General features: G+C 39.0%; 22 protein-coding genes. 4 read left to right on the forward strand and 18 right to left on the reverse strand.

From position 1 onward, the window contains the following. The first annotated feature begins 56 nt into the window (after nt 1–56). Nucleotides 57–1,349 (forward strand): ABC transporter substrate-binding protein, encoded by a 1,293-nt coding sequence (locus CEQ21_RS10965; protein WP_185764630.1) that lies wholly within the window; start codon nt 57–59, stop codon nt 1,347–1,349. A 229-nt stretch (nt 1,350–1,578) separates the two neighbouring features. On the opposite strand, the gene CEQ21_RS10970 is transcribed toward CEQ21_RS10965, so the two are convergent. The 9 genes from CEQ21_RS10970 to CEQ21_RS11010 all read right to left on the reverse strand — a co-directional run bounded on the left by CEQ21_RS10970 (nt 1,579) and on the right by CEQ21_RS11010 (nt 10,943). Continuing rightward, nucleotides 1,579–2,394: a MetQ/NlpA family ABC transporter substrate-binding protein gene (locus CEQ21_RS10970; RefSeq protein ID WP_185764631.1), complete on the reverse strand. Its 816-nt coding sequence runs from the start codon at nt 2,392–2,394 to the stop codon at nt 1,579–1,581. Between the two features lie 150 nt (nt 2,395–2,544). Beyond that, the gene (locus CEQ21_RS10975) at nt 2,545–3,747 is read right to left on the reverse strand and encodes a 3D domain-containing protein (protein WP_185764632.1); all 1,203 of its coding nucleotides are present in this window, start codon (nt 3,745–3,747) and stop codon (nt 2,545–2,547) included. A 171-nt stretch (nt 3,748–3,918) separates the two neighbouring features. Further along, the gene (locus CEQ21_RS10980) at nt 3,919–5,706 is read right to left on the reverse strand and encodes a methyl-accepting chemotaxis protein (RefSeq protein ID WP_185764633.1); all 1,788 of its coding nucleotides are present in this window, start codon (nt 5,704–5,706) and stop codon (nt 3,919–3,921) included. 138 nt (nt 5,707–5,844) lie between these two features. Continuing rightward, nucleotides 5,845–6,600, reverse strand: a complete 756-nt coding sequence (phoU, locus tag CEQ21_RS10985) for a phosphate signaling complex protein PhoU (RefSeq protein ID WP_419181588.1) — start codon at nt 6,598–6,600, stop codon at nt 5,845–5,847. Continuing rightward, the gene (pstB, locus tag CEQ21_RS10990) at nt 6,518–7,291 is read right to left on the reverse strand and encodes a phosphate ABC transporter ATP-binding protein PstB (RefSeq protein ID WP_185764635.1); all 774 of its coding nucleotides are present in this window, start codon (nt 7,289–7,291) and stop codon (nt 6,518–6,520) included. Before pstB (CEQ21_RS10990) ends, phoU begins: the two co-directional genes overlap by 83 nt. 11 nt (nt 7,292–7,302) lie before the next feature. Beyond that, a complete protein-coding gene (gene pstB, locus CEQ21_RS10995) occupies nt 7,303–8,130 on the reverse strand; it encodes a phosphate ABC transporter ATP-binding protein PstB (protein WP_185764636.1) in 828 nt (275 codons plus the stop codon). An 18-nt stretch (nt 8,131–8,148) separates the two neighbouring features. Continuing rightward, the gene (gene pstA / locus CEQ21_RS11000) at nt 8,149–9,036 is read right to left on the reverse strand and encodes a phosphate ABC transporter permease PstA (RefSeq protein ID WP_127740222.1); all 888 of its coding nucleotides are present in this window, start codon (nt 9,034–9,036) and stop codon (nt 8,149–8,151) included. Next, the gene (gene pstC, locus CEQ21_RS11005; protein WP_127740224.1) at nt 9,036–9,959 is read right to left on the reverse strand and encodes a phosphate ABC transporter permease subunit PstC; all 924 of its coding nucleotides are present in this window, start codon (nt 9,957–9,959) and stop codon (nt 9,036–9,038) included. Before pstC ends, pstA begins: the two co-directional genes overlap by 1 nt. Before the next feature lie 81 nt (nt 9,960–10,040). Next, nucleotides 10,041–10,943 (reverse strand): phosphate ABC transporter substrate-binding protein, encoded by a 903-nt coding sequence (locus CEQ21_RS11010; RefSeq protein ID WP_185764637.1) that lies wholly within the window; start codon nt 10,941–10,943, stop codon nt 10,041–10,043. 289 nt (nt 10,944–11,232) lie between these two features. Between CEQ21_RS11010 and CEQ21_RS11015 the strand changes: the two genes are divergently transcribed. Then, nucleotides 11,233–11,994, forward strand: coding sequence for an IclR family transcriptional regulator (locus CEQ21_RS11015; RefSeq protein WP_185764638.1), 762 nt, complete (start codon nt 11,233–11,235; stop codon nt 11,992–11,994). Between the two features lie 52 nt (nt 11,995–12,046). On the opposite strand, the gene CEQ21_RS11020 is transcribed toward CEQ21_RS11015, so the two are convergent. The 8 genes from CEQ21_RS11020 to CEQ21_RS11055 form a co-directional block, all read right to left on the reverse strand. Next, the gene (locus CEQ21_RS11020) at nt 12,047–12,994 is read right to left on the reverse strand and encodes a sugar kinase (RefSeq protein ID WP_185764639.1); all 948 of its coding nucleotides are present in this window, start codon (nt 12,992–12,994) and stop codon (nt 12,047–12,049) included. 43 nt (nt 12,995–13,037) lie between these two features. Beyond that, nucleotides 13,038–14,027, reverse strand: coding sequence for a 2-keto-3-deoxygluconate transporter (gene kdgT / locus CEQ21_RS11025; protein WP_185764640.1), 990 nt, complete (start codon nt 14,025–14,027; stop codon nt 13,038–13,040). Nucleotides 14,028–14,882: 855 nt separating this feature from the next. Continuing rightward, entirely contained in the window at nt 14,883–16,253 is a 1,371-nt protein-coding gene (gene rlmD / locus CEQ21_RS11030; RefSeq protein WP_185764641.1) for a 23S rRNA (uracil(1939)-C(5))-methyltransferase RlmD, read from the reverse strand. Between the two features lie 183 nt (nt 16,254–16,436). Further along, entirely contained in the window at nt 16,437–17,375 is a 939-nt protein-coding gene (locus tag CEQ21_RS11035) for a diacylglycerol kinase (RefSeq protein WP_185764642.1), read from the reverse strand. A gap of 205 nt (nt 17,376–17,580) precedes the next feature. Then, a complete protein-coding gene (locus tag CEQ21_RS11040) occupies nt 17,581–18,516 on the reverse strand; it encodes a LiaI-LiaF-like domain-containing protein (protein WP_185764643.1) in 936 nt (311 codons plus the stop codon). A 43-nt stretch (nt 18,517–18,559) separates the two neighbouring features. Beyond that, nucleotides 18,560–19,639, reverse strand: a complete 1,080-nt coding sequence (locus CEQ21_RS11045; protein WP_185764644.1) for a hypothetical protein — start codon at nt 19,637–19,639, stop codon at nt 18,560–18,562. Further along, a complete protein-coding gene (locus CEQ21_RS11050) occupies nt 19,636–20,115 on the reverse strand; it encodes an anti-sigma factor (RefSeq protein WP_185764645.1) in 480 nt (159 codons plus the stop codon). Before CEQ21_RS11050 ends, CEQ21_RS11045 begins: the two co-directional genes overlap by 4 nt. Beyond that, nucleotides 20,112–20,681: an RNA polymerase sigma factor gene (locus tag CEQ21_RS11055; protein WP_185764646.1), complete on the reverse strand. Its 570-nt coding sequence runs from the start codon at nt 20,679–20,681 to the stop codon at nt 20,112–20,114. The genes CEQ21_RS11050 and CEQ21_RS11055 overlap by 4 nt, the downstream gene beginning before the upstream one ends. Nucleotides 20,682–20,878: 197 nt before the next feature. Between CEQ21_RS11055 and CEQ21_RS11060 the strand changes: the two genes are divergently transcribed. Together CEQ21_RS11060 and plsY are read left to right on the forward strand one after the other, a co-directional pair. Further along, entirely contained in the window at nt 20,879–22,549 is a 1,671-nt protein-coding gene (locus CEQ21_RS11060) for a hypothetical protein (RefSeq protein ID WP_185764647.1), read from the forward strand. Between the two features lie 143 nt (nt 22,550–22,692). Next, nucleotides 22,693–23,313 (forward strand): glycerol-3-phosphate 1-O-acyltransferase PlsY, encoded by a 621-nt coding sequence (plsY, locus tag CEQ21_RS11065; RefSeq protein ID WP_185764648.1) that lies wholly within the window; start codon nt 22,693–22,695, stop codon nt 23,311–23,313. Between the two features lie 125 nt (nt 23,314–23,438). Here the strand turns inward: plsY and gatB are convergent, their stop codons facing one another. Beyond that, a complete protein-coding gene (gene gatB, locus CEQ21_RS11070; protein WP_185764649.1) occupies nt 23,439–24,866 on the reverse strand; it encodes an Asp-tRNA(Asn)/Glu-tRNA(Gln) amidotransferase subunit GatB in 1,428 nt (475 codons plus the stop codon). Nucleotides 24,867–24,870: the final 4 nt, after the last annotated feature.

Raw genomic sequence — 24,870 nt, forward strand, 5'->3', positions numbered from 1 at the left:
TTAAAAAGGATGGAGATCCATATAAAAATTTTTTCCTAATTCAGGAGGGGAAACCAATGGGTTTTAAATTCAAAAAATTTTCATTAGCAGCAGGTGTATTGTCTGCAACACTTCTGCTTGCAACTGCATGTTCCAACGAAACGGCTTCTGATAATTCCGGCAGCAAGGACGGCAAGGTTGTTGTTGACATTTTCAACGGCAAAGTGGAAATTGCTGACCAATTAAAAGCACTAACAGATGCATATACAAAAGAGCATCCTGACGTTTCTTTCAACATTGAATCTGTCGGAGGCGGCGCTGACGGCTCAGCTGCACTGAAAGCAAAATTCGCTTCCAATAAAGCTCCAGATATCTTCGGCAATGGCGGCTACCAAGAAGCCCTTACTTGGAAGGATAAATTCGAGGACCTATCCGATCAGCCTTGGGTTAAGGATGCTTATGAAAGCGCTCTAGTACCAATGACTATTGATGGTAAAGTATACGGACAGCCAGTAAACTTAGAAGGCTATGGCTTTGCCTATAATAAAGAATTATTCACAAAAGCAGGAATTACAGAGCTTCCAACTACTTTCACTGAATTAGAAGCAGCAGCTGAAAAACTAAAAGCTTCAGGAATCACTCCATTCTCAATCGGATATGGCGAGTGGTGGGTACTAGCAAATCACGGCTTGAACGTGCCATTTGCTTATCAGGATGACGCAGATGCCTTCATTAAAGGCTTAAATGATGGTACATCTAAAATTGAAGGAAATGAGTATTTTAACAAGTACTTTGATCTGTTGGACGTAACTCTGAAATACGGCAACAAAAATCCTTTAACAACAGACTACAATACACAAGTAACTCTATTTGCTACAGGTGAAGCAGCAATGATTCAACAAGGTAACTGGATTCAGCCGATGATAGACAAATTAAATCCAAATTTGGAAGTTGGCTTTATTCCAATGCCGCTTAGCGATGATAAAGAGCAATCAGATAAATTAATGGTCGACGTTCCAACAAACTGGGTTGTTCACAATGGAGCTCCAGATGCTGATAAAAAAGCAGCTCTTGACTTCCTAAACTGGATGGTTACTTCTGACGCAGCGAAAACAATGTTAGTAAAAGACTTCAAATATGTACCTGCTTTCAAAACAATTGAAGCAAGTGCAGATGATATCGGCCCACTAGGTGCGGAAATTCAAAAATACTCTCAAGAAGGCAAAACATATACTTGGCAGTTTATGAAATACCCAGATGGCGCTGGACAAGAATTTGGTGCTAGCTTGCAGGCATATGTTGGTAAAGAAAGCACAAGAGAAGAAACAATGAAAGCTCTTGATGAAACTTGGAATAAGCTGAAAAAATAACTCTATCAAAAAAGCAGTGTTCTCTTCTATAGAGATACACTGCTTTTTAATTCATTAATAGTCTTTAAAGCTTCACAAACTTGTTAAGAAAAGTTGATAGTTTTGTCATAATTTCTTCATAATTGCGGGGTACAATAAGTATATGTTAAGACAATTACTCTTTTTCAAGTTCCCCCTTGAAATAGATATACTTTGGAAATCCAGCTAGTGATAGCTGGATCTTTTTTTGTTAAAATGCTGGCAATGCAGAATCTTTATAGTCTTCCTCAAGGAATTTCTTCACTTCTGGTCCTGTCATTTTTTCAGCTAGCAGTTTGATTGCTTCTGAATCAGCATTATCCTTGCGAGCTACAAGGGTAATTGCAAATGCAGACTCAATTCCTTCTGTTAACAGAGCATCCTTGTTTGGCTTCAACCCTAACGGCTCAGCATAAGCAGGAGTCATGATTGTTAAATCTGTATCTTCATATACACGGGCAAGCATAAGTAAATCTACTTTTTTGATTTTAAAGTTACGTTTGTTTTCAACAATATCTGCCTCTGTAGCATCCGTGCTAGTTGCATCATCTTTCAGCTTAATCAAGCCATACTTATCCATAAGCGCAAGAGATCTGCTTATATTAGTCGGATCATTCGCAATTGCCACAGTTGCTCCATCTGGAAGGTCATCCAATGATTTAAATTTAGGAGAATAACCGCCATATACAGCATGGTAAATCGGCTGAACTGCCACTAAATCAGCATTGGAATTGTTGTTGAACTGCTCCATATACGGTACGTGCTGGAAGAAGTTAGCATCCACTTCTTTGTTTGCCAAAGCATTATTCGGCTGAACATTATCGTTAAGAACAACAATCTCTAAATTAACGCCTTCCTCCTTCATCAACGGCTTCACTATTTCTAAAATATCCGTCATTGGAGGAATTAAGGAAGCTACTTTAAGCGTTTGCTCCTTTTTCTCTTTCGGTTCTTCTTTATCTGCATTGCTGGCGCATCCTGCAAGGCACAGGACACTGAACAAAATGAATAACATTAATTTTTTCATATGTAGACCCCTTCAATTTTTTCTGGCACATTTGCCAGAAGTAATTATAGCATGATTCTTTCCATTATGAGAATTATTCTCAAATATTCTGATATTTCATACAAAAAACAAAAAAGGTGCAAAGCTCAGTCGCTTTGCACCATATCATTATTAATCAAGTATTTTCACTTTAACTGTCTTTCGTCCCCAAGCTTTTGCTTTGCCGTTATTAGGCATCAGAACGTCGATTTTATGGCCTTTAATAGCACCGCCTGTATCGCCAGCGATTGCCTCACCATAGCCTTCTACCCAAACTTTGCTGCCTAATGGGATAACTGCAGGGTCAACTGCTATCAGCTTCATGTTCGCATTCTTCTTGATATTATAACCAAGGGCTGTATAATCAGACTTTGTGCTTTCATGGCTGTATGCTGTTGCAGATACATACATTGTCTCTGAACTGCTGCTTTCCTTTTTAGGGCTTGAATTCTTATTTGAATTTGAGCTTGAATTACTCTTACCTTTAGAGGATGAAGAAGATTTGGGTGCCTCAGTCGTTTCAGCAGATACTGCAGTTTGTTGCTGCACAATTACCTTTTTACGTGCTGCTGCCTCTTCTTTCTGTTTCTTGATGCTTTCCTCTGCATTCTTTAATTCTGCTTGGATAGCTGCCTTTTCTGACTCTGCTATCTTAATTTCCTTTGAGATGCTTTTGTACTTTTTATTTGCTTCAGTTACAGCTACCTGTCTTTTTTCCAGGTTCGCTTCAAGAACAGATTGATTTTCAGCTAATGATTCATAGCTTTGCTGAAGCTCTGCCTCTTTTTCATCCACATCCTTCTTTTCTGCCTCAATAGTCTCGAGATCCTGCTGCTGCTGTTCCAGAAGGTCTTTATCGCCATTATAGAAAGCTGATACAGCTGCTGCACGATCTAAGAAATCAGATAAATCTTGAGCACTAAGTATAACTTCCATAATTATGTTTGTTTTATCTGTATTTTGTAAGGCTACCAATCTATCCTTCATGACATCCTTACGTTCTAGCACTTTATCTTCTAACTCAACAATCTGATCTTTTTTCTCTTCTATCAGAAGTTTCGTCTCTTCTATTTTACCTTCAATGGATGAGATTTCTTTTTTACTAGCCTCTAATTGGCCTTCTGTAGATTCAAGCTCATCCTGCACAGCTTTAAGCTCCTTCGATGCTTGCTGCTGTTCTTGCTCTTTTTCATCGAGCAATCTATCGTTTTCTTCTAGTTTGCTTTTACCATTTGTAAGTGTTTCTTGACTCGTTTCTGCATGTGCCATCAATGAAGTAGAAAAAAAAGAAGCACAAATTAATGATAAAACCATCATTTTTTTAATCAGACTCATCTTAAAACCCCTTTCCATTAAGTTATAACACATGAAAGGGGCTGTTAAATTACAATTCTATTAAATTAACGAGTCAATTCCTTTAAAATACGCTTACATACTAGAATGTTTTACTAAGAATGTATTTTATTTCTATTAAAAATTCTATCATTTACCAAACAGCTTTTTTAATTACATCTTAAAATTCTTCACAAGCACCGATAAATTATTGGCTTCTGAAAGCATTTCCTTGGTTCTAGCAAAGATGTGTTCTAGCTCTGCATCCTGTTCCTGCAAGGATCCGGACGATGAAACAGCACCTGCGGCAAAGGTTTGTGAAGCATCTGCTGCCACTTCCACCCCTGCTTTAATCTCCATACTGCCAGTCATAAGGTGAGCAAGTGTATCTGATATTACAGCAATGTTACAAACCATGTCTTCCACTTCCGTTTTTATCGTTTCAAAGCCTTCTCCAGTTTTCTTAATTTTAACAGAGCCATTTTCTAACTCTTGAAAACCGTTCTTAAGTGAGCGGGAGACTGCTTCTGAAACATTTTGCACCGCTGTTACTGTACTGTTGATTTCCACCAATGAAGTTTCCACTTGGTTTGCAAGCTTCCTCACTTCATTTGCCACCACTGCAAAGCCCTTGCCTGCATCACCTGCTCTTGCTGCTTCTATTGCAGCATTTAGTGCCAGCAGGTTTGTTTGTGCGGCAATCCCTTTGATCGACTCAACTAGTGTATGAATATTTCTTGTCTTCTCTTCCATACCTAACACTTCTTCATATGTGTCTCGAATCATTTCATAAACAATATTAGTTTGGGTAATTGATTCTTTCATCGAATTATGGCCTTTTAATGTAACAGAGAGAACCTTTTCAGAGCTATCCTTTACCATTGCTCCATTATCTGCGGCAACTCCAAGCTGTCTGTTAAAGGACTCGTATGCAGAAATCAGCTGGCTTGTACCTTCTCCCTGCTGTTCTGCACTTGCAGATAAAGCTGCCATCGTTTCAGATATCTGCTGACTTGAATGCTTAACATTTGATGAGCTGTGAGCGAGCTCCTCGCTGTTGTTAGTAACAGAAACTGCAGCGTTCCCAATGCTGTTCACCATGCTTCTCAGACTGTAAATCATGCTATTAATCGCTTTTTCCAGCTGGCCGATCTCATCCTTGCCATCATAAAGAGATTCTTCCTCCAACAAATCTCCTTGTGCCACCCTGCTAGCTCTTTGTACAACCCTTTCCAGGTTGTTTTTTAAGGAACGGGAGACAAAGTAAACAAATACTCCGCTAAAGATAGCAGACATCGCTGCTGCCGCTATTATGAGCCAAACAAAGGACGTCATGCTCTGTTCCATGTTCTGCATCGTATTATTACGGTCCGACTCTACAAAGCTAACTAAATCTGCAAGTGTCGCTGCATTATCCTCTCTAAGCTGTGCGATTTCCATCCTTGCATCCGTGTAAATCTTTTCATCAAGTCTCACAACCGCCGGAGCGACAACCCGAATAAACAAATCATCTATCTTTTCATTATTCTCTTCAATTGTATGGATAAGCTGTTTTTGCTCTTTATCTGCAATTGTCCCATTTAAGCCTTCTAGCGACACGTTCAGTTCGTTTCGCAGCTCTCGATAGCTTTTAATGTCCTCATCTTTTAAAAAGGTTATATAGTCTGCAATACGAATATCCTTGGCCCGTATAAGCGAGCCTATTTCCTCAATTGCTGCAGCCTTTTCTCCTTGAGTTTTTATATCAATTGTTTTTGTCCAGAACATATTGAGCAGTATAATGACAACTATTGTTGTAGCGAAAAACAGAACAGCGTTAAAGCCAAACAGTAAATAGAGCTTTGACCTAATTTGCATATCCCTCCACCTGAAAAAGGTTTTCTCTCGATCCTTACTTCCTGATTTCTTTTTAACAATATTCAATGTCCTTGGCTTCAGCTTTAATTTCCATTTCCCAGACATGACTTTCCTCCTGCAAAAAAAGATAAATAAGACAATATACCTAATTACCAATATGCAGGATTTAAGAGGTTTTATCTACAAATTTACAGAAATTTTACAAAAATATAACAATAAAAAAATCAGCAGAGATTCTGCTGATTATGTGTTCAAATCGTATCGTTTCCCTGTTACTAAATAAATAACGTTTTCGGCAATATTCGTAACATGGTCGCCGATTCTCTCAATGTATCTGCAAACGAAGGCAAGCTGTGTTACCTGCTTTGTTTCACTTGGGTGCTCACGGATATACCCCATAAGTTCTTGAATAAGACGGCCATACATTGCATCAATCTCGTCATCCTTCTCAGCACTTGCTTTTGCAATCACCGTATCCTCCGTATAGAAGGCTGTTAAGGATTCCCTTAGCATATTAAGTGCCTTCTCCATCATTAGCGGTATTTCCACTATATCCTTAATATGTGGTTCACTGCCAATATGAATGGTGGATTTAGCAATATTAACAGCCATATCAGCGATTCGTTCCACTTCAGACGAAATTTTGAGTGCCACGATTATCTTTCTTAAATCAGTTGCTACTGGGGATTCCTTTGCGATTAACAAAATTGCCTGATCGTTAATCTTATTTTCCATTTCATCAATTTTGTTGTCCCCTTCAATTACTTCCTCAGCCTTTTGTAAATCTTGACTAATTAAGGAAACCATCGATTTTTTAATGGCATATTCTGCTTCTTCCGCCATATCTAACAGACTTTGTTTTAATTCTTTAAGATTACTGTCAAAATTCGTCCTAGTATTCATCCTTGCACCCCAATCATCCAAATCGCCCGGAAATATAATCTTCTGTTCTTTGGTCAGCCGGTCTTGAGAATATTTTTGATGTTTCGTCAATTTCAACTAGCTCTCCCATTAAGAAAAAGGCTGTTTTATCTGAAACACGTGCTGCCTGCTGCATATTATGTGTCACAACCACAATTGTATATTTCTCCTTCAACTCAAGCATTAGCTCTTCAATTTTCAATGTTGAAATCGGGTCAAGAGCAGACGTAGGTTCATCCATAAGAAGCACATCAGGCTTTGTCGCAAGTGCTCTTGCGATGCAAAGACGCTGCTGCTGTCCACCTGAAAGTCCCATTGCCGGAGTATGCAGACGATCCTTTACCTCATCCCAAAGTGCAACGTCACGAAGTGATTTTTCTACAATCTCTTCAAGCACCTTTTTTCGCTTTTCGCCGTGAATTCTTGGTCCGTAAGCAATATTTTCAAAGATTGTTTGCGGAAATGGATTTCCCTTTTGGAAAACCATACCGACATTTTTGCGCAAATCAACTAGATCGATTTTTTTGTTAATAATATTTTTGTTTTTATAGTTAATCTCACCAGACATCTTAACGTTTGGCACCATATTAATCATCAAGTTTAATGTTTTAATAAAAGTCGATTTCCCACAGCCGGATGGCCCGATAATAGCCGTAACTTCATTGCGGTTAATCGGGAAATTGATGTTTTTTAAGGCATGGTGATCTCCATACCAAAGGTTTAAATCATTTATTTCAAATACAGGCGCGTGCGTAACTGCTGTTGACATGATAGTCCCCCTTATCCAAATCTGCCGGAAATATATTCTTCTGTCTTTTTAACAGACGGGTTTGTAAAGATTTTCTCTGTCGCATCAAACTCAATTAAATCTCCGCTCAAGAAGAAGGCAGTCTTATCTGAAATCCTTGAAGCCTGACCCATGTTATGTGTAACAATTAAAATAGAATATTCCTTTTTCAACTCCACAATTAACTCTTCGACCTTGGCATTTGAAATCGGGTCAAGAGCTGATGAAGGCTCATCAAGAAGCATAAGTGAAGGCTTCATTGCAATTGTACGGGCAATGCAAAGTCTTTGTTGCTGTCCGCCAGATAGTGATAAAGCAGATTTATGAAGTCTGTCTTTTACTTCATCCCAAAGTGCTGCTTTCGTCAAGCTCTCTTCCACAAGGACTTCCAACTCACTTTTTTTCTTAATTCCCGCAAACTTCAATGCATGAGCAATATTTTCATAGATTGATTTTGGGAAAGGATTTGGCTTTTGGAATACCATGCCGATCTCTTTTCTTAATGCAACAACATCAATATTATCACCAAGGATATTCAAGCCTTCATATAGAATTTCTCCCTTTGCTTTAGCTCCAGGAATAAGGTCGTTCATGCGATTAATACTGCGAAGGAAAGTTGACTTACCACAGCCAGACGGTCCAATTAATGCAGTGATTGAATTTTTTTCGATATCCATTGAAATCGTATTAACTGCTCGTTTTTCTCCGTAATATATGTCCAAGTCCTTTACTTGAAGGATTAGATCTTTATTTGTAACTGACGCTTCAGAAATCTGTTCTCTGTTAAGGACGGCAGTTCTTGGCAATGTACTTGTATTCATTTTCATCATCCTTATTCGTTATTTAGATGCTGTAAGTTTACGATGGATAAAGCCTCCAATTAAACGCGCACCTAGGTTGAAAATCAGCACAGACAAAATCAATACTGCGGACGCACCGTTTGCGATATCCTCCACATCCGGAATAAGTCCCTGTGTGTTAACAGACCAAATATGAACAGCTAAAGTTTCTGCAGGTCTAAATATATTTAATGGAGAGTTTTCAACGAATGGATTCCAGTTTGCATAATCCAGTCTTGGTGTTGACAATCCAGATGTAAATAATAGCGCAGCCGCTTCCCCGAACACCCTTCCAGAAGCAAGGATTGCACCTGTTAGAATCGATGGAAATGCTGTTGGTAAAAGAATCGTTTTAATTGTATGCCAATGTGTAATTCCTAATGCAAGACTAGCTTCTTTCTGATCACGCGGCACTGAACGAAGTGCATCTTCACTGACACGCACCATAACTGGTAAGTTGAACACTGTTAATGCCAACGCACCACCAAGGATTGAATAGCCCCATCCTGTTAAGTTAACGAACATTAATAGACCGAACATACCAATAACAATAGAAGGAAGTGATGCAAGGACCTCGATACAAGTACGGATAGTGTTTGTAATTTTCCCAGGCTTTGCATACTCAGCCATATAAATTCCACCGCCCACTCCAAGTGGAACAGTAATAATCATTGTGATAAACAAAATGTAAAATGAGTTAAATAATTGATCTCTAATTCCACCGCCTGCACGGACATTACTTGATGGATTCGTTAAGAAATCAAGCGATATGTGGCTGACGCCATTAAACAAAATGTAAGAAAATAATCCGACAAGAACGGATACAATAACGATTGCTATCGCAACAAACACACTGGTTGCGATACGATCTGCTACTCTGCTGTTCATTATACTTTCCTCCTAGATGACAGATAACGGATTAGCAAGATAAATGCGAATGACATAACTAACAAGATAAGCCCCATTGACCAAAGTGTATTGTTTTCAACACTTCCATATGTTGTATGACCCATATTCAATGTGATGATAGTAGTCAATGTTCCGGCTGGATCTAAAATGCTTCCAGGGATAATTCTCGTGTTACCGATAACCATTTGAACTGCTAATGCTTCCCCGAACGCTCTTGCCATACCTAAAACAATTGCAGTTAACAAAGAAGGTAGTGCAGCAGGAACAAGTACTTTCCTGATTGTTTGCCATCTCGTAGCACCAAGTGCATAAGAGCCTTCACGCAATGATTTAGGCAATGTTGCCATTGCATCTGTTGCAATTGTCGTAACTGTCGGCAGGATCATGATTGCTAAGACGATTGTTCCAGATAATAAACTGAAACCAAGCCCGCCTACATGCTCCCTGATAAAAGGCACTAATACTGTAAGCCCTATGAATCCATAAACAACGGAAGGAATACCAACAAGCAACTCAATTACTGGTTGAAGTATCTTCTTCCCCCATGACGGAGCAATTTCTGTCATGAAAATAGCTCCACCAATTCCAAGTGGTGCTGCAACTAGTGCGGCAAGCATTGTTACCGCAAAAGAACCAAAGATAAAAGGCAGTGCCCCATACATCGGGCTTTCTGGATCAGTAGGATTCCAATTCGTACTGGTTAAGAACTCAATCGGACTTACACCGTTTTTAATGAAAGACTGTAAACCTTTTGTACTTAGGAAAATTGTGATTGCAATAGTAGCAGAAATCATGATAATTGCACATAATGTTACTAAAACTTTACCCCGTACCTCACCATTAAGCCTTGTTTTATTAGATTTTATTAATCTCTCTCTAACAGGAAGTGATGATTTTTCCATAATTTTTGAAGCACCCCTAATTTACGTCATTAATTGGTAATGAGGCAACGCCAGGTCGGCATTGCCCCTTACCTATTTCGTTTATTTTTGATTTCCTTCAGCGTCACGCTCTACTTCCATTTCGCTTCCAGGAATATATCCTTGGTCTTCGATCAATTGTTTTTGCTCATCAGCAGCCATGTAATCAAGGAATGCTTTAGCAAGTTCATTTGGCTCACCTTTAGTGTAAGCATGTTGGTAAGCCCAAACTGGGAATTCACCAGTTTTTACTTTTTCATCTGTAGCTTCTACGCCGTCAATTGCAAGTGCTGTTACAGTGTCATCAGTGAAGTATGAAAGTGCAAGGTAACCAACAGCTCCTTCAGTTTCAGAGATAATTTTCTTAACTGTGTTTGAAGAATCTTCCGTAACGCCTTCAGCAGGTGTAGCGCCATCTAATGCATATTTATTGAAAGTTGCACGTGTACCAGAAGAATCTGGACGGTTAACTAATGTAATCTTTTGGTCAGCACCACCAAGGTCTTTCCAGTTAGTGATTTTGCCTGTAAATACTTTAATCAAATCTTCTTTAGATATATCTGTAACTCCAGCAGATGGGTTAACAGCAGCTGTCATACCAACTACAGCAACTTTGTGGTCAACTAGCTCATCAGCAGGAATCCCTTCTTTTTCTTCAGCAAAAACATCAGAGTTTCCAATATCTACGGAACCTTCAGAAACTTGTGATAAGCCTGTACCAGAACCACCAGCGTTAACTTGGATATCAACTTCTGGATTTTCAGCCATAAACTCTTCAGCAGCAGCTGCTACTAATGGTTGCATTGCAGATGAACCAGAAACTGTCAAAGTGCCTGATAGTTTTTCTTCTGAACCACTATCTTCATTGTTATCTCCACTTGTGTTGTCATTTCCTCCGCATGCAGCGATGAATGCCATAAGTGCTGCAACTAGCAGAAGCAGGCTTAGCTTTTTCAAACTTTTCATTTCTTTAATTCCCCCTAAGGATATGTTGGTGTTTTGTCCTACAAGAATTAGAATAAGGGAAAACTATTAATGTTGTTTGAATCAATTGTAAAGGTTTTGTAAATGCTAGGTTTTTGTGAATAATTGTCGAAAAAGTGGTTACTTCCTCGTATTTATAGTTATCAAGTCCCGTTTTATTCGAAGAAATCCCTTCTGTTAACCATAAATCCGTTAATTTACAAAAGATTGCTTGTGACGTAATATAGAAGAAAAAGGTCCTATTCTCATTTAGCTGAAGAGGTATAATACTATGTCAAACGTTCAATCACTTGAAAGAGCATTAACGATATTAAACAAGCTGTCTGAATATCCAGATGGCCTGCAAATCGCCCGCCTGACCGAACAGGTTGGCCTCTCCAAAAGCACCGTGCACCGGCTTTTGGCAACACTGACTAACATGAACTATGTCGAAAAGGACATGGATACAGACAAATATAAGCTTGGATTGCAGACACTTTTCCTCGCAAGGAATTTCCTAAACAGCAATACACTTGTTCAGACAGCAAAGCCGTTTCTGACGAAATTATGTAAGGAAGTCAACGAAACAATTCATTTATGCACGAAAGACCGGGAAGAAGTCCTTTATGTGGACAAGATAGAAAGCACACAAACCATTCGCATGTTCTCCCGTGTCGGCAGCAGAGCACCAATGTACTGCACAGCTGTTGGAAAAATTCTATTATCAGGGCTCGACTCTCAAGCTTTCGAAGAATCGCTTTCCAAAATGGAGTTTGTAAGCAAAACAGCTGCCACCATCACGTCAACAGAAGAATTACGCGCAGAAATAGACAAGGTGAAGCAGCAAGGCTATGCATTAGATAATAACGAGAATGAACAGGACTTGCGCTGCATCGCTGCCCCTATTTACAACCATGAAGGCAGGATTATCGCAAGCTTCAGCATTTCAGGTCCAAGTACAAGAGTGACAATGGATTTAATAAATGAAGCCTTGATTGAAAAAATGAGGCATTATAGTGCGGACATATCCCGCCACTTTGGCTTTATCAGCTAATAATAGAAAAAGAGCAAAGCTGCCTCATTGGCAAACTTTGCTCTTTTTCTATTTATCTATTTAATTTAGGTTCCATAAAGACGTTCAGCTCGTTTCTGTCAGGAAGCCCATCATTGTCACCTGGAGCCATGACTGCAAGTGCGCCGATTGCAGTTCCTCTTCTAACCGCTTCCTCTAGCGGTAAATCCTCCAACAATGCACTCGTTACACCAACAGCAAACCCATCTCCAGCACCAACTGTGTCAATGACTTTGTGAACCTTAAAACCTTCTGTATAGAATTTTTTATCTTTAGTACTAGTATAAGCCCCATTTGGTCCAAGCTTTATGATTACGTTTTTCACACCAGCATCATGATAAAATTGTGCTATTCCTTCAGGAGTTTCTCTGCCCGTAAGCAGCCTTCCCTCTTCCATTCCAGGAAAGACAATATCAGCTAAATAGGCCATGTTATTGATAACTTCCGCCATCTCTTTTTTATCTGGCCAAAGAGCAGGTCTAATATTAGGATCGAATGAAATCGATACTCCTTTCGCTTTTGCCTTACGCGCCAATTCATAAACCATTTCCCTGCAGCTCATTGATAATGCTGGAGGAATGCCTGTCAAATGGAGATGCTGAAAGTCTGTAATAGGCAATGAACTTATTGATTGACTATCCATTGTCGAAGCAGCCGAATTTTTTCTTAAGGAAAACACTTCTGGATCTCCTGCGGAAACCTTTTGCTTCCATTGCATTCCTGTAGCATGCTTGTCGTCGTAGGTAACGAAGCTAGTATCAATACCATTATGCTTCAAGAAGCTTTCAATATTTTTGCCGAATGGATCATTCCCGAGCTTCGTAATATATGTGACATCATGGCCTAAACGAGCCATCCCGATTGAAAAGTTCACTTCTGCGCCTGCCACAAACCGATCAAACCTGTTTACCTCTTCCAAAAGCCCTTCAGACTCTGCCGCAAATAGGGCCATCGGTTCTCCGACAGTGACTATTCTGCTCATACTTTAATCAACTCCTTCTATAATATAGGAAGAATTCTGCTCTTTATAGTGCACGAGTATTTAAGCCGCTTCCACTATTTGTGTTGTTCTTTTTTTGCATATATTTATACCAAAAGGCAGTTAGTATCGGAACTAAAATGGAGGTTACAATGACAGATGCTGCTACCAATGCTGTTGCAGACTGGGCAATTGGCATAAATTCCGGTTTCATACTTGCAATAATCATTGGGTTGGCAACAGCAGCACCAGCAGTACTTGAAGCCGCAATCCCAGCTGTTCCGTTTCCTCCACCGATAAACTTGTCTGCGAGTATTAATGGAATGCCTGTAACAATAATAACGAGAATACCAAGCAAGATTCCGGCAAAGCCTGTTTTCACAATTACGCCAAGATCAATCGTATTTCCTAAAGCAAACCCGAAGAATGGAATCATTGTATGTGTAGCCTTGCTGAAAAAACTTCTAAAATCAGAATCAAGATTTCCTAAAATAAAACCGACTAAAAATGGAAGCACTGCTCCGACAAATGCTTGCGGCTCAAAGGCAATTCCAGTTGAGCCAAGAATAAGCATCGTCACAAGTGGACCTGACTCAAGCGACATCAATACAAATGCACCGGCTTCCTCCTTTGTTCCGTATTGCTGCATCATGGACGCATACAAACCACCGTTCGTCATATCCATCGCTGCAACAAGTGTCAGAACCGAAAATCCGGCGAAAAAGCCAGTTTGTACTCCACCCTCTGGCAGAAATGCTCCTGCGACAAGGGCCACAATCCACGCAACCCCAATCTTTGTCACCAGCAGCGTTCCAGATTTTCGCAAAACAACTCCTGTCGATTTCAAATTAATTCCCGCACCCATGCAGAAAAACCAGACAGCAAGAATCGGAATTGTACCTGTCATCAGCCCATTTGTAAACGAGCCGAAATACTCCCCGGATTTTGGTGCGAACGTATGAATAATTGCTCCTAAAAACAGCGGAACCAGCATAAGGCCCCCTGGTATTCTCTCAATCGACTTCATGATTTTCATTCGGCATCCTTACCTTCCCATTTAGGTAATTTAAGCAATTGAAAAAGATGCTGCATCTGATATGTAGTAGTTGAATTATGTAACCTGCTTTGGACTTGCCCTCCAACGCATCATCTAGTTCTTCATGCTCTAGAAAACAACTTAAACGATAAATCATAACAAACATTTCATAGCCATGCTGGTGTTCACTTACTAAACAAAGAATACGCTTACATTATTTCGTAAAACAAAAAGCAAAAATCCTCCTTTCAACAACCAATCAGCGTTCCACATCGTGGTACACTGTTCCATAAATTAATTATACCGCTTACATTTTTATAATTCAATAATCTGGCAAAAGAAAAGGATATTTCGACAGAAAAAAACAATATCTGTTTTGATATTGCTATCTGTTATCATATTATTTTATTAACTAAGAGGTTAAACATCGGGCATTTAAACACTGATGCCTAATTTGAAAGCTTGCGTTTTGCGTTGATTTTTGTTTTGCTACTTATAACAAATAGTCTCTTTACATAGACACCATCTAAAAATTCAGCATATGATGCAGCAATGTATGATAAATAATATTACGCTTTGAATGAAACTTATCTAGAACATTTTCGATATTCATGTTGTTGTAACTGATAATGTGGATATTCACTGAATAACTAAGAGTTTAATCAATAGTTATCAACAATATGAGCTTTTTTAATAACAAATGTTAATATTTTCAGATATTATCCACAAGTCCTTGCAATGTATAAAAAAATATTCACAGTTTACAAAAGACGATCTATTGTCTTCCTAGTTATCAATAAAACAAAAAATTCTGGATTCCTTTAGGGAAATCCAGAATTTTTCCAAGAGTCGATATTACACTGATAATACCAACTGAGCCACAGCCTCAACATGCATTGTCTGCGGGAACATATCCACAGGCTGTACTTCAAGTGTTTTGTAGCCGCCGTCTTCAAGGACGCGCAGGTCTCTTGCTAATGTTGCTGGGTTGCAGGAAACGTATACGACTTTTTTTGGCTTCATGTCAATGATTGTTTGTAATAGGGCTTCATCACAGCCTTTTCTTGGCGGATCAACGACTAGAACGTCTGCTGTGTTTCCTTCCTTATACCAGTTGGGGATAACTTCTTCTGCTTTGCCGACAGCAAAATCCACATTGTGGATATCGTTTAGGAGTGCGTTTTTGCCAGCGTCTTCGATTGCTTGTGGAACAATTTCTACACCAAACACCTTTTTCGCTTTCTTCGCTAGGAACAGTGAAATCGTGCCGATACCGCAATAAGCATCAATAACATTTTCTTCGCCTTGCAAATTAGCATATTCAAGTGCTTTATCATATAAAACCTTTGTCTGCTCAGGATTTACTTGATAGAAGGAGCGGGCAGAAATTGCGAACTTAACATCTCCAATATAATCGGTAATTGTTTCTTGTCCCCACAACACATTTGTTGTATCGCCCATAATGACATTTGTTTTTTTGTTATTCACATTGTGGATAATTGATTTTAAACCTGAAATCTCTGCGGCAATTTCATCCACAACTTTATTTTTGTTTGTAATCTCGTTTGTTCTCGTAATAAGCACAATCATCATTTCACATGTAACTAAACCACGGCGAACCATGATATGACGAAGCTCTCCTTTATGTCGCTCCTCATTGTATGCCTTAACTCCGTACTTTTGACATATCTCTTTTACTTTTTTTACGACATCATCATTTTCTTCCTGTTGTATAAGGCAAGCTTCCATATTGATAATTTGGTGGCTGCGCTGTTGATAGAAACCGCCTATCAGACCGCCTTCCTGCTCTCCAATTGGAACCTGTGCCTTGTTGCGGTAGCGCCATGGCTCGTTCATACCGATTGTCGGGTGAACGATAGCGTCTATTTTGCCGATTCTTTCAAGGACATCCTGAACATGCTTATGCTTCACTAGAAGCTGTCCTTCATAATTAAGATGCTGAAGCTGACAGCCTCCGCATTCTTTATAAATTGGACATGGTGCTTCCACTCGATATGGGCTTTTTTCCTGCAATTCAAGCAAACGACCAAATCCAAAATTTTTATTAGTTTTCACCACTTTAACCTTCGCTTTTTCCCCTGGAAGTCCATTGGGGATAAACAGTGGATAACCTTCAACCTTCGCTACGCCAGAACCTTCATGTGTCAAATCTTCAAATACTATATCTAATATATCGTTCTTTTGAACGGGCAATGTTCTGCTCATCGTCTACTTCCTTTGCTACATGTTATCTATTTTTAAAAAAGTATACCGAACAAAATTGTATCATACTTTTCCTGTTATCTATATTCCTTGTTGGTTTTTTAATTGTTGAAAACAATGGAAATAAGGGGCTTTTTTGGGGATTTGGAGTGGTGGATAGAGTGAGTCGGCACTCACTCTATATCTTTACTCTGCTGTTAGTGTCTCTTCTTTAGGGCGATCCTCGTCACGGATTTGGTCAATTGGAACAAACACCTCAAAATGTCTGTATAAATTAACAAATTCTGCTGGAAGCACACCACCGAATTCACCATCAAGGTTCAGCTGTACCTTTTCCTCTGATGTTATCTTAATACGGTTGGCACTTACATAAATTACACTAGGATCATTAATATGCTCTCCGCGGAGCGCCAATGTAGCGATACGGATAAAGTCTGCTAAGTTGGCTTTTTTTAGGATAAGCAAGGAAAATAGACCGTCATTGATTGAAGCACCTGGTGCAAGCTTTTCAAATCCGCCGACAGAGTTTGTCAGACCAATTAAAAACAGCATGACTTCCCCTTCGAATAACTTTCCGTCATATTCTATCTTTACTTTAGTAGCCTTAATAAAAGGCAGCTTTTCCATACCCTTCAAATAATACGCAAGCTGTCCAAGCATTGTTTTCAACTTGCTCGGCACTTCATACGAAAGCTCAGTTAAATTGCCTCCGCCGCCAATATTAATAAAGTATTTGTCATTATTTATCCGTCCAATATCGACAGGGATTGTGTCGCCTTTAGCAATTATATCTGCGGCAGCTTCAATGTCTCGCGGAATATGCAAGGCTCTTGCGAAGTCATTAGTTGTACCCACTGGGATAATTCCAAGCTTCGGCCGGTAGTCCTGTTCTGCTAGTCCATTAACTACTTCATTAATTGTGCCGTCTCCGCCAGCTGCAATAACAAGATCATATCTTCTTTCAATTGCAACTCTCGCAGCCTTAGTGGCATCCTCTGGACCCGTCGTAGCGTGACAGGATGTTTCATACCCTGCATTCTCAAGTTTTTTCAGCACCTCCGGCAAATGCTTTTTAAAAGCTTCCCGGCCTGATGTTGGATTGTATATAATTCTTGCCCTTTTCATACCCATCATCCTATTTCATAATTTCATGGCTTGTTTTCTATCATCTAACATCATATACGAAAACCACTTCTTTAGGCAATATTTAGTATACTACCAACTGCTTTGTAAAAAATTTTAGAATACTGCTATCAATTATACCCAAATAACTAATTTTCCAACCACATTAAACAGCCTTTGGAAATTAAACAAACGTTTGATTTAATTGTTACTTTTTATCGTTCAGCTGTAACAGCGCACTACTAAAAACATAGATATGATGCTCGGCTTTTCCCTTTTTATAATTACCATTATAAGTAGTATAGTCTTCTGCTGCATCATACTCATCAGTATCTGCCGTTTCCTTGGCAAAGCTCCAATTCTGATTCTCTCCATTTTCCACCTGAGTATTCTCCACAGAAACCATTACATTATTCGTCTCTTGAATATCTATATCAAGCTCTCCGGCACCAGATACTTTCCAATCGCTTTTCAATTCGCGTGGATTAATGGATAGGTTGCTTTTGAGATTAGTAATTTCTAATTGAACATCTGTCGGGACAAGCAAGGTAGCATCAATATTGGAATAATCTGAGTAGAACGTTGATGTTTGATAAGGACGCTCTTTCACCCTTATATACAGTGTATCTCCTTTATGTGAAGTGGTGACATAATCCTCTACTTTCCCTATTTCATCTAATGAACTATCCTGTCTGTATGTACCAAACAAGGAGACGTTTCTTTCCGTTGTACCATCGACTTTAAGCTGCCCTATGCCGTCTCCTTCCACAACAACTCTATTGATATCATTGCTGATATTCTGTTCATATGCAGGAAGGTCCAATGTCCTTTCTTCCTTCTTAATTTCATCCTGAATCAAATCAATGAAGCCTGCAGTTTGAAGAAACACCATTATAATTCCGGCTGTACCCAATATGCCGACGATAAGAATACTGAATATGTCAAAATTCAAATATGGCTTCTCCTGCTTGCTTAGAAATAGGTATAGTAGTATTTCTAAACCAAGCACTACAAGAATAACTGGCCACCATAGCTTTAGAGCAGTCGTAATATCCCACTCTAAGAATTGAGATAGTAACAGGAATACCCCAAGAAACAATAGTGATAATCCCATTGAAAATGTTCCTACTCTCCAAGTCCTCATTTCGTATTTCTCCTCCCTTAATTAAAGCAGGTTCACTTCCTGCCTATTTATCTGTCTTTGCCTTATTGCCAGCAAGCACTCGTAAACCGCCGAAAATAAGAACGATGCAGACAACACCCGTTTGGAAGTAATGATAGAACAAAAATTGCAAGTCAATGCCAAGTAAAAGTTGCAGTCTTGTTGAAAAGACTGGCAGCAAGATATTTACTGTCATATAGTAGAAGCCCACAAGTAGAAGGCCAATTCCGACCCATTTTTGATAGTTTGTTAAATAAGCTATCACTGGTGTGTCCTCCAGCTCCGCTTCACCAATTCTTGACGCTTTTTGAAGGCCATCGAAAAAGCTGTAGAACCAAATAATCGGTATTAAAAACAAGAAAATACCTAAGTAAAGCTCATTAATTAAGAAGATTGCAAACAGGAAGGCAGCCATTAATTGCAGACCTCTTTGCTGCAAGCCTAAGTATAAATGACCTGCACCTGGGAAAATGGACAGGAAGGTGGCAATGATTTTGCTCTTTTTCCCGTCTTCTCGATTTTTTTCAAAATCTTGAAATATGGTTTGGTCAACAAGCTCCTCGCCATTTTGCTTTTTAACAAACTGCTGCATAACATCAAAAAATCCATATACCCAAATAACCGGAAGAATAGCTAGAAACAGCAGAAATTCTCCTGCTCCGGTTAGGATTGACACAAATAAAACCATAATAATTACCCCTAAAAAAGTGGATAACAGTGTTATACCGCGGTACATCAAGCCTAATTGTATATGGCCTAAACCAGGGATAAAGGATAGGACTATTGTATAGAAGCGCTGTGATTCAATCGTATTTACAAGCACTGTTTTATTTTCCTGACCACCTGGAAGTACTTGCCTTTTAAAATACCTGCTTGTGGTTATAAAAGTGTCCAGAATACTGATGCAATAAATAAGAAGCCCTATAAAAACAAGCACGATAACAATTTCATCCATATATCCTGCCATGCTTAGCAGTAATATGGAAAATACAGCAAGTCCGAACACGGCAGCACCGTATAAAGAGCCTCTTATCCGCTTACCGATATAAAATAATCCACCTCCTGGAAAGAAAGCTAAAATAAATGCGACGATCGGGTTTTTCATTTTTTCTTTTCCTCCTTCGTACTTCCATCAAATGTATCGAGCCAAGAAAATGTCTTGTTAACAAAGCCTACTTTTACTTCTTCCTGTTTCATCGGCATTTCCGCCTTTTGGATACTTTCAGTATGTTTGATAATCGATTGGAAAACACCAGTCGACATCAGAACCAGCGTTATGCTGGCAGCAAGTGCGTAGTGAAAGACAGAGGATTGGTAAAATGATTTTTTCTTTTTCGGTTGTAAAACAGGAATATCTGCTTTTCCCGTTTCTTCGGTAATATTCAGCATGATTTGATCTGTAAATGCTGCCACATCTGATATGGACGGAAGCTCCGCTTCTTGTGCTTCAACTGCTTGAACGTATAAATCAAGGCACTGATCACACCCATAAAGATGGTCTTCCATTTGTGTTCGTTTGCCTTCATCAAGCTCGTCCTTTGCGTATTCTAGCCATTGTTCAAAAGAATAGTGCGGTATCATAAGAAATCCTCCTCCTTCCAATGCTTCTTCAACCAGATCCTTGCCCGGTACAGTTTTGTTTCAATTGTCTTAACTTGAACATTCTGCTCTTCAGCTAATTGCTGATAGCTCTTTTCTGCAATATAGTAACCGTATATAACATCGCGATAGTTGTCAGGGATATCATTAAGCTTTTCCCTTAACAGCTTGCGCTGCTGCCTTATTAAGACCTCTGCCACTACATTGTCTTTTTTTCCTGTATCAAGCTCAATTTGTTCTGTGATGTCTTCTTTCCTTCTTTGCTGTTTTCGCTTAACATCAATCGAATGATTGACTGCTATTCTCGTTATCCAAGTTTTGAATCCTTGGTTTTCATATTTGGGGAGAGAGTAATAAATTTTGAGGAACACTTCCTGTGCAGCATCTTCCGCTTCCTTTTGATCCTTAAGAACGCTGTAAATGGTGCGAAATATATACTGGCGATATTTCTCAACTAGCAACCGGAATGCATCATCATCTCCACGCTTGACTAGTTCAATCAATTCTTGATCTGCAATTATTCTCTCCCCCCTTCTAAACAACTTCATATAATAGACGTTATAAAATGCTCAACCCCTACAGGAATGTTTTATTTTTTTCAAATAATATTAGGTTGCTGAAATAAACACTTTTTAATAGTACCATTTTCTCCTGCTGTTATTAGAAGTTTTTTTTACAATGAAACTATTATGGATAGTGTTCGTATATTGATGGAGGCATTATTATAAAGGAGGTTTTTTATTTAATGGTTTATTTATTATCCTTACTTGCATTAACGCTTAATCCATTCGTTTGGAAGACATATTCTCGCAGCAAAGCTTTTTTGTATACACAGCTGCTTCGTGTCATGGTTGGTGCCATCATTATATTTGTTCTAACGTATTTCCAGCTTGTTGATTATTCTGTGCAAGCAGCAATAAAGTTTGGATTATTTTATGTAGCCCTGTTCTTTCTGGGGGATCTACTGTATAGAAAAGCAAAAGGCTTTTACTATACTAGTTACCTCGGAATTGCCATGCTTCTCGCAAGTGCATACTTCCAGTTTGCATACCCATTTACTATTGCAAATGATAAGTATGACTTCGTGGCAGCAAAAGCAACGATTGCCCAGAATAAAGAAGAATCGACAGATGAGCAGCATATTGCAGTTGTACCGGAGAAATATGCTCGGTACCGAAGCGAAAAGAAATTAGGCGAGCTTTCTCACGCTTCTTACTATGATCTAGGACATTCAACTTTGCAAAAGATCGACGATCATCTTTATTGGGTAACACCGATTGAATACACAGGCTTTTTTAAATGGATGAAGAACCAGCCTGTTCCTGGCTTCATTAAAATGAGTGCCGAGGATGAAAATAAAGATGCTGTGTTAGTTAAATCAGAAATGACATATGTTCCATCTGCTTATTTCAATGAAGACTTAAAGCGTCTTGTAAGAAAAGACCATAAGGATAACGTCCTACTAGAAGCAAGCTTTGAGCCGGACGATAACGATAAGCCGTATTATGTTGTGCCATACGGAGATTACAACAAATTCAGGCAAATCGTAGATGTAAAGGGTATTTATATTATTGATCCGGCAAACGGAGAAATAAAGGATTATAAAATGAATGAAATTCCTGATTTCATCGATCATGTCATTCCGACAAGTGTAGCAGAGGATTGGAATGAGTGGTATGGCAAATATATACACGGATTCTGGAATACCATCTTCTCTAAAGAAGATATAAAGGTACCGACTGAATGGGAAGATATTGATGAGGTTAATGGTGTATTTAATAAGGATCTTGCCTTAAATTGGTTTACTGATTTCACTCGACCGAACTCAGACAGCGGAAGCATGGTCGGCTATTCTTTAATCAACGCAAGAACCGGAAAGCTTACATTCTATGAAGAAGCAAATGGTTCCTTAAATGGAAAATCAGCCATCAATGTAGCTGAAAAGACTTTTAGAGCGGAGAAATATGAGGCTGGTACGCCTATCCTTTATACGATATATGGACAGTTCACATGGGTAGTTCCACTTATGGATTCTAACAGTGTGCTAAGACAAATTGTACTTGTTAATGCGAAAGATGAAAAGGTCTATAGCTATAGCAATGAGAAATCAAAGCTTTTCAATGACTATAAATATGCAATTGCCACATTGTTAAAGGATGACAACACAGTTCCAAATAATATTGCTGACTTAAAGGACTTAAATGGGAAAATCAGCTATGTATATAAATCAGAGATGGAAGGAAGCACAGTCGTCCGTTTTATGGTGGAAGGCGATAAGCGCATATTCCAAGTTTCATCAAATGACTTCCCATACAGCATCTTCCTTGATAAAGGGATGGATGTGAATGTTAAGTTTATTGATACAGAAGAAACAGTCGTTACCGTACAAGAACTTGTTATAGACGGTTTTAAATAAACCTTTTGGCAAAGGAGCCTGCATATAAAAACAGTGGCTCCTTTGCCTTTTTTTTAAAGCTTGGCATTAAGGAACAAGTATACATTTCGGCTTGCATATACTAACATAGAAACTGGTAATATTTATCATAATGAAAAAGGAGAATGCTTTTGTATACGCTATTGATCGCTTCTTATTTATTGGGATCTATTCCGGCTGCCATTATAATTGGAAAGATTTTTTTTGGCATTGATATTAGAAAGCATGGCAGCTTAAATCCTGGAGCAACTAACTCGATCCGCGTGCTTGGCAAAAAAGCAGGCCTCGCCGTTCTCATCTTTGATATCGGCAAAGGTTCACTTGCTGCAGCGCTCCCGCTCCTTCTTCACCAGGATATTGATCCAATTTATACTGGTTTGGCTGCAGTTATTGGGCATTGCTTCCCAATATTTGCAGGCTTTCGCGGTGGAAAAGCGATTGCAACAACTGCAGGGATGCTGCTTGTCGCAAACCCGATTATGTTTTTAATTGTCTATTTAACATTCATAGCTGTCATTTGGATTACAAAGTATGTTTTCTTTGGAAGTATTTCTGTCGGGGTTACGATATTGCTCTATGTCTTTTTTGATGCGAGTGTAGAACACGAACTTATTTTTATCATCTATCTGTTACTTCTTATTTACTTACACAGGTCTAACATCATTAATTTCATTAACCAGCAAGAACCAAAAATAAATGATAAAACAATCAAAAAAGACCGCATCGGACCGAAGAAAATCAGCTAAATTCCTAATTCGGACAAGCTTTGCAAAAACTAAATCGAAAATTGGATATTAGCGACTTTTCCTGGGAAATAGTACGGGAAAATGTCGAAAAAAAACCAAGAGAGCGAATCTCTTGGTTTTTTACATTATCTTTTATTTATTTCTTCAACAAGAAGTTTGTTAACCATTTGTGGGTTAGCTTGCCCTTTTGTTGCTTTCATAATTTGACCAACAAGGAAACCGACTGCTTTTTGCTTTCCATTTTTGAAATCATCGATAGATTGAGGATTATTATCTAGTACTTCTGAGATGATTTTCAGCAATGCGCCTTCATCTGAGATTTGTACTAATCCTTTTTCTTTTACGATTTTTTCTGCGTCTCCACCATTTTCAATCAACTCTTTAAATACTTGCTTGGCAATTTTGCTGGAAATTGTGCCGTTTTCAATCAACTTAATCATGCTTGCAAGACCTTCTGGAGTCAATGCTACCTCTGTAAGCTCTTTACCTTCTGCATTTAAAGTTGCTGATAAATCGCCCATAACCCAGTTAGAAGCAAGCTTAGGGTCAGCCTTAGCGTTAACTGTTGCCTCAAAGAAATCTGCCATTTCCTTTGTAACAGTCAAGACATTTGCATCATATTCAGGCAAGCCTAGTTCTTCTATATATCTCTTTTTGCGGGCATCTGGAAGTTCTGGAATTTCAGCACGAATTCTTGCTTTCCAATCCTCATCGATATATAGATCCATTAAATCGGGCTCTGGGAAATAACGATAATCATCAGAACCCTCCTTAACACGCATCAACAATGTTTTACTCGTTGCTTCGTCAAAACGGCGTGTTTCCTGATCAATTACACCTCCGCCAAGCACAACCTCACGCTGACGCTTCTCTTCGTATTCAAGACCTTTGCGAACGAAGTTGAATGAGTTTAAGTTCTTCAATTCTGTTTTTGTTCCAAACTCTTCCTGTCCTACTGGACGGATGGAGATGTTTGCATCACAGCGTAAAGAACCTTCCTCCATCTTACAGTCAGATACACCAGTATACTGAATGATAGATTTCAGCTTCTCAAGGTATGCATATGCTTCATTTGGTGTTCTAATATCCGGCTCAGATACAATCTCAATCAATGGTGTTCCTTGACGGTTAAAGTCAACTAATGAGTAGCCATTGGCATGATTCAGCTTTCCAGCATCCTCTTCTAAATGGACACGAGTAATTCCGATTCTTTTCTTATAACCGTCCACTTCAATATCAATATAGCCGTGCTCCCCGATTGGTTTATCGAATTGAGAAATTTGATAAGCTTTCGGATTGTCAGGATAGAAGTAGTTTTTTCGGTCAAATTTCGTTTCTGTCGCAACTTGGCAATTCAATGCCATAGAAGCCTTCATTCCATATTCCACAGCCTTTTTATTTAGGACAGGCAATACTCCTGGATATCCTAAATCTACAACTGTTGTATTTGTATTCGGAGCAGCACCGAAATGGTTCGGGCTTGCGGAGAATATCTTCGATTCTGTTTTTAACTCCACATGGACTTCAAGTCCAATGACTGTTTCAAATTCCATTTAT

This window comes from Niallia circulans, from assembly GCF_007273535.1.
GTDB lineage: Bacteria > Bacillota > Bacilli > Bacillales > Cytobacillaceae > Niallia > Niallia circulans_B.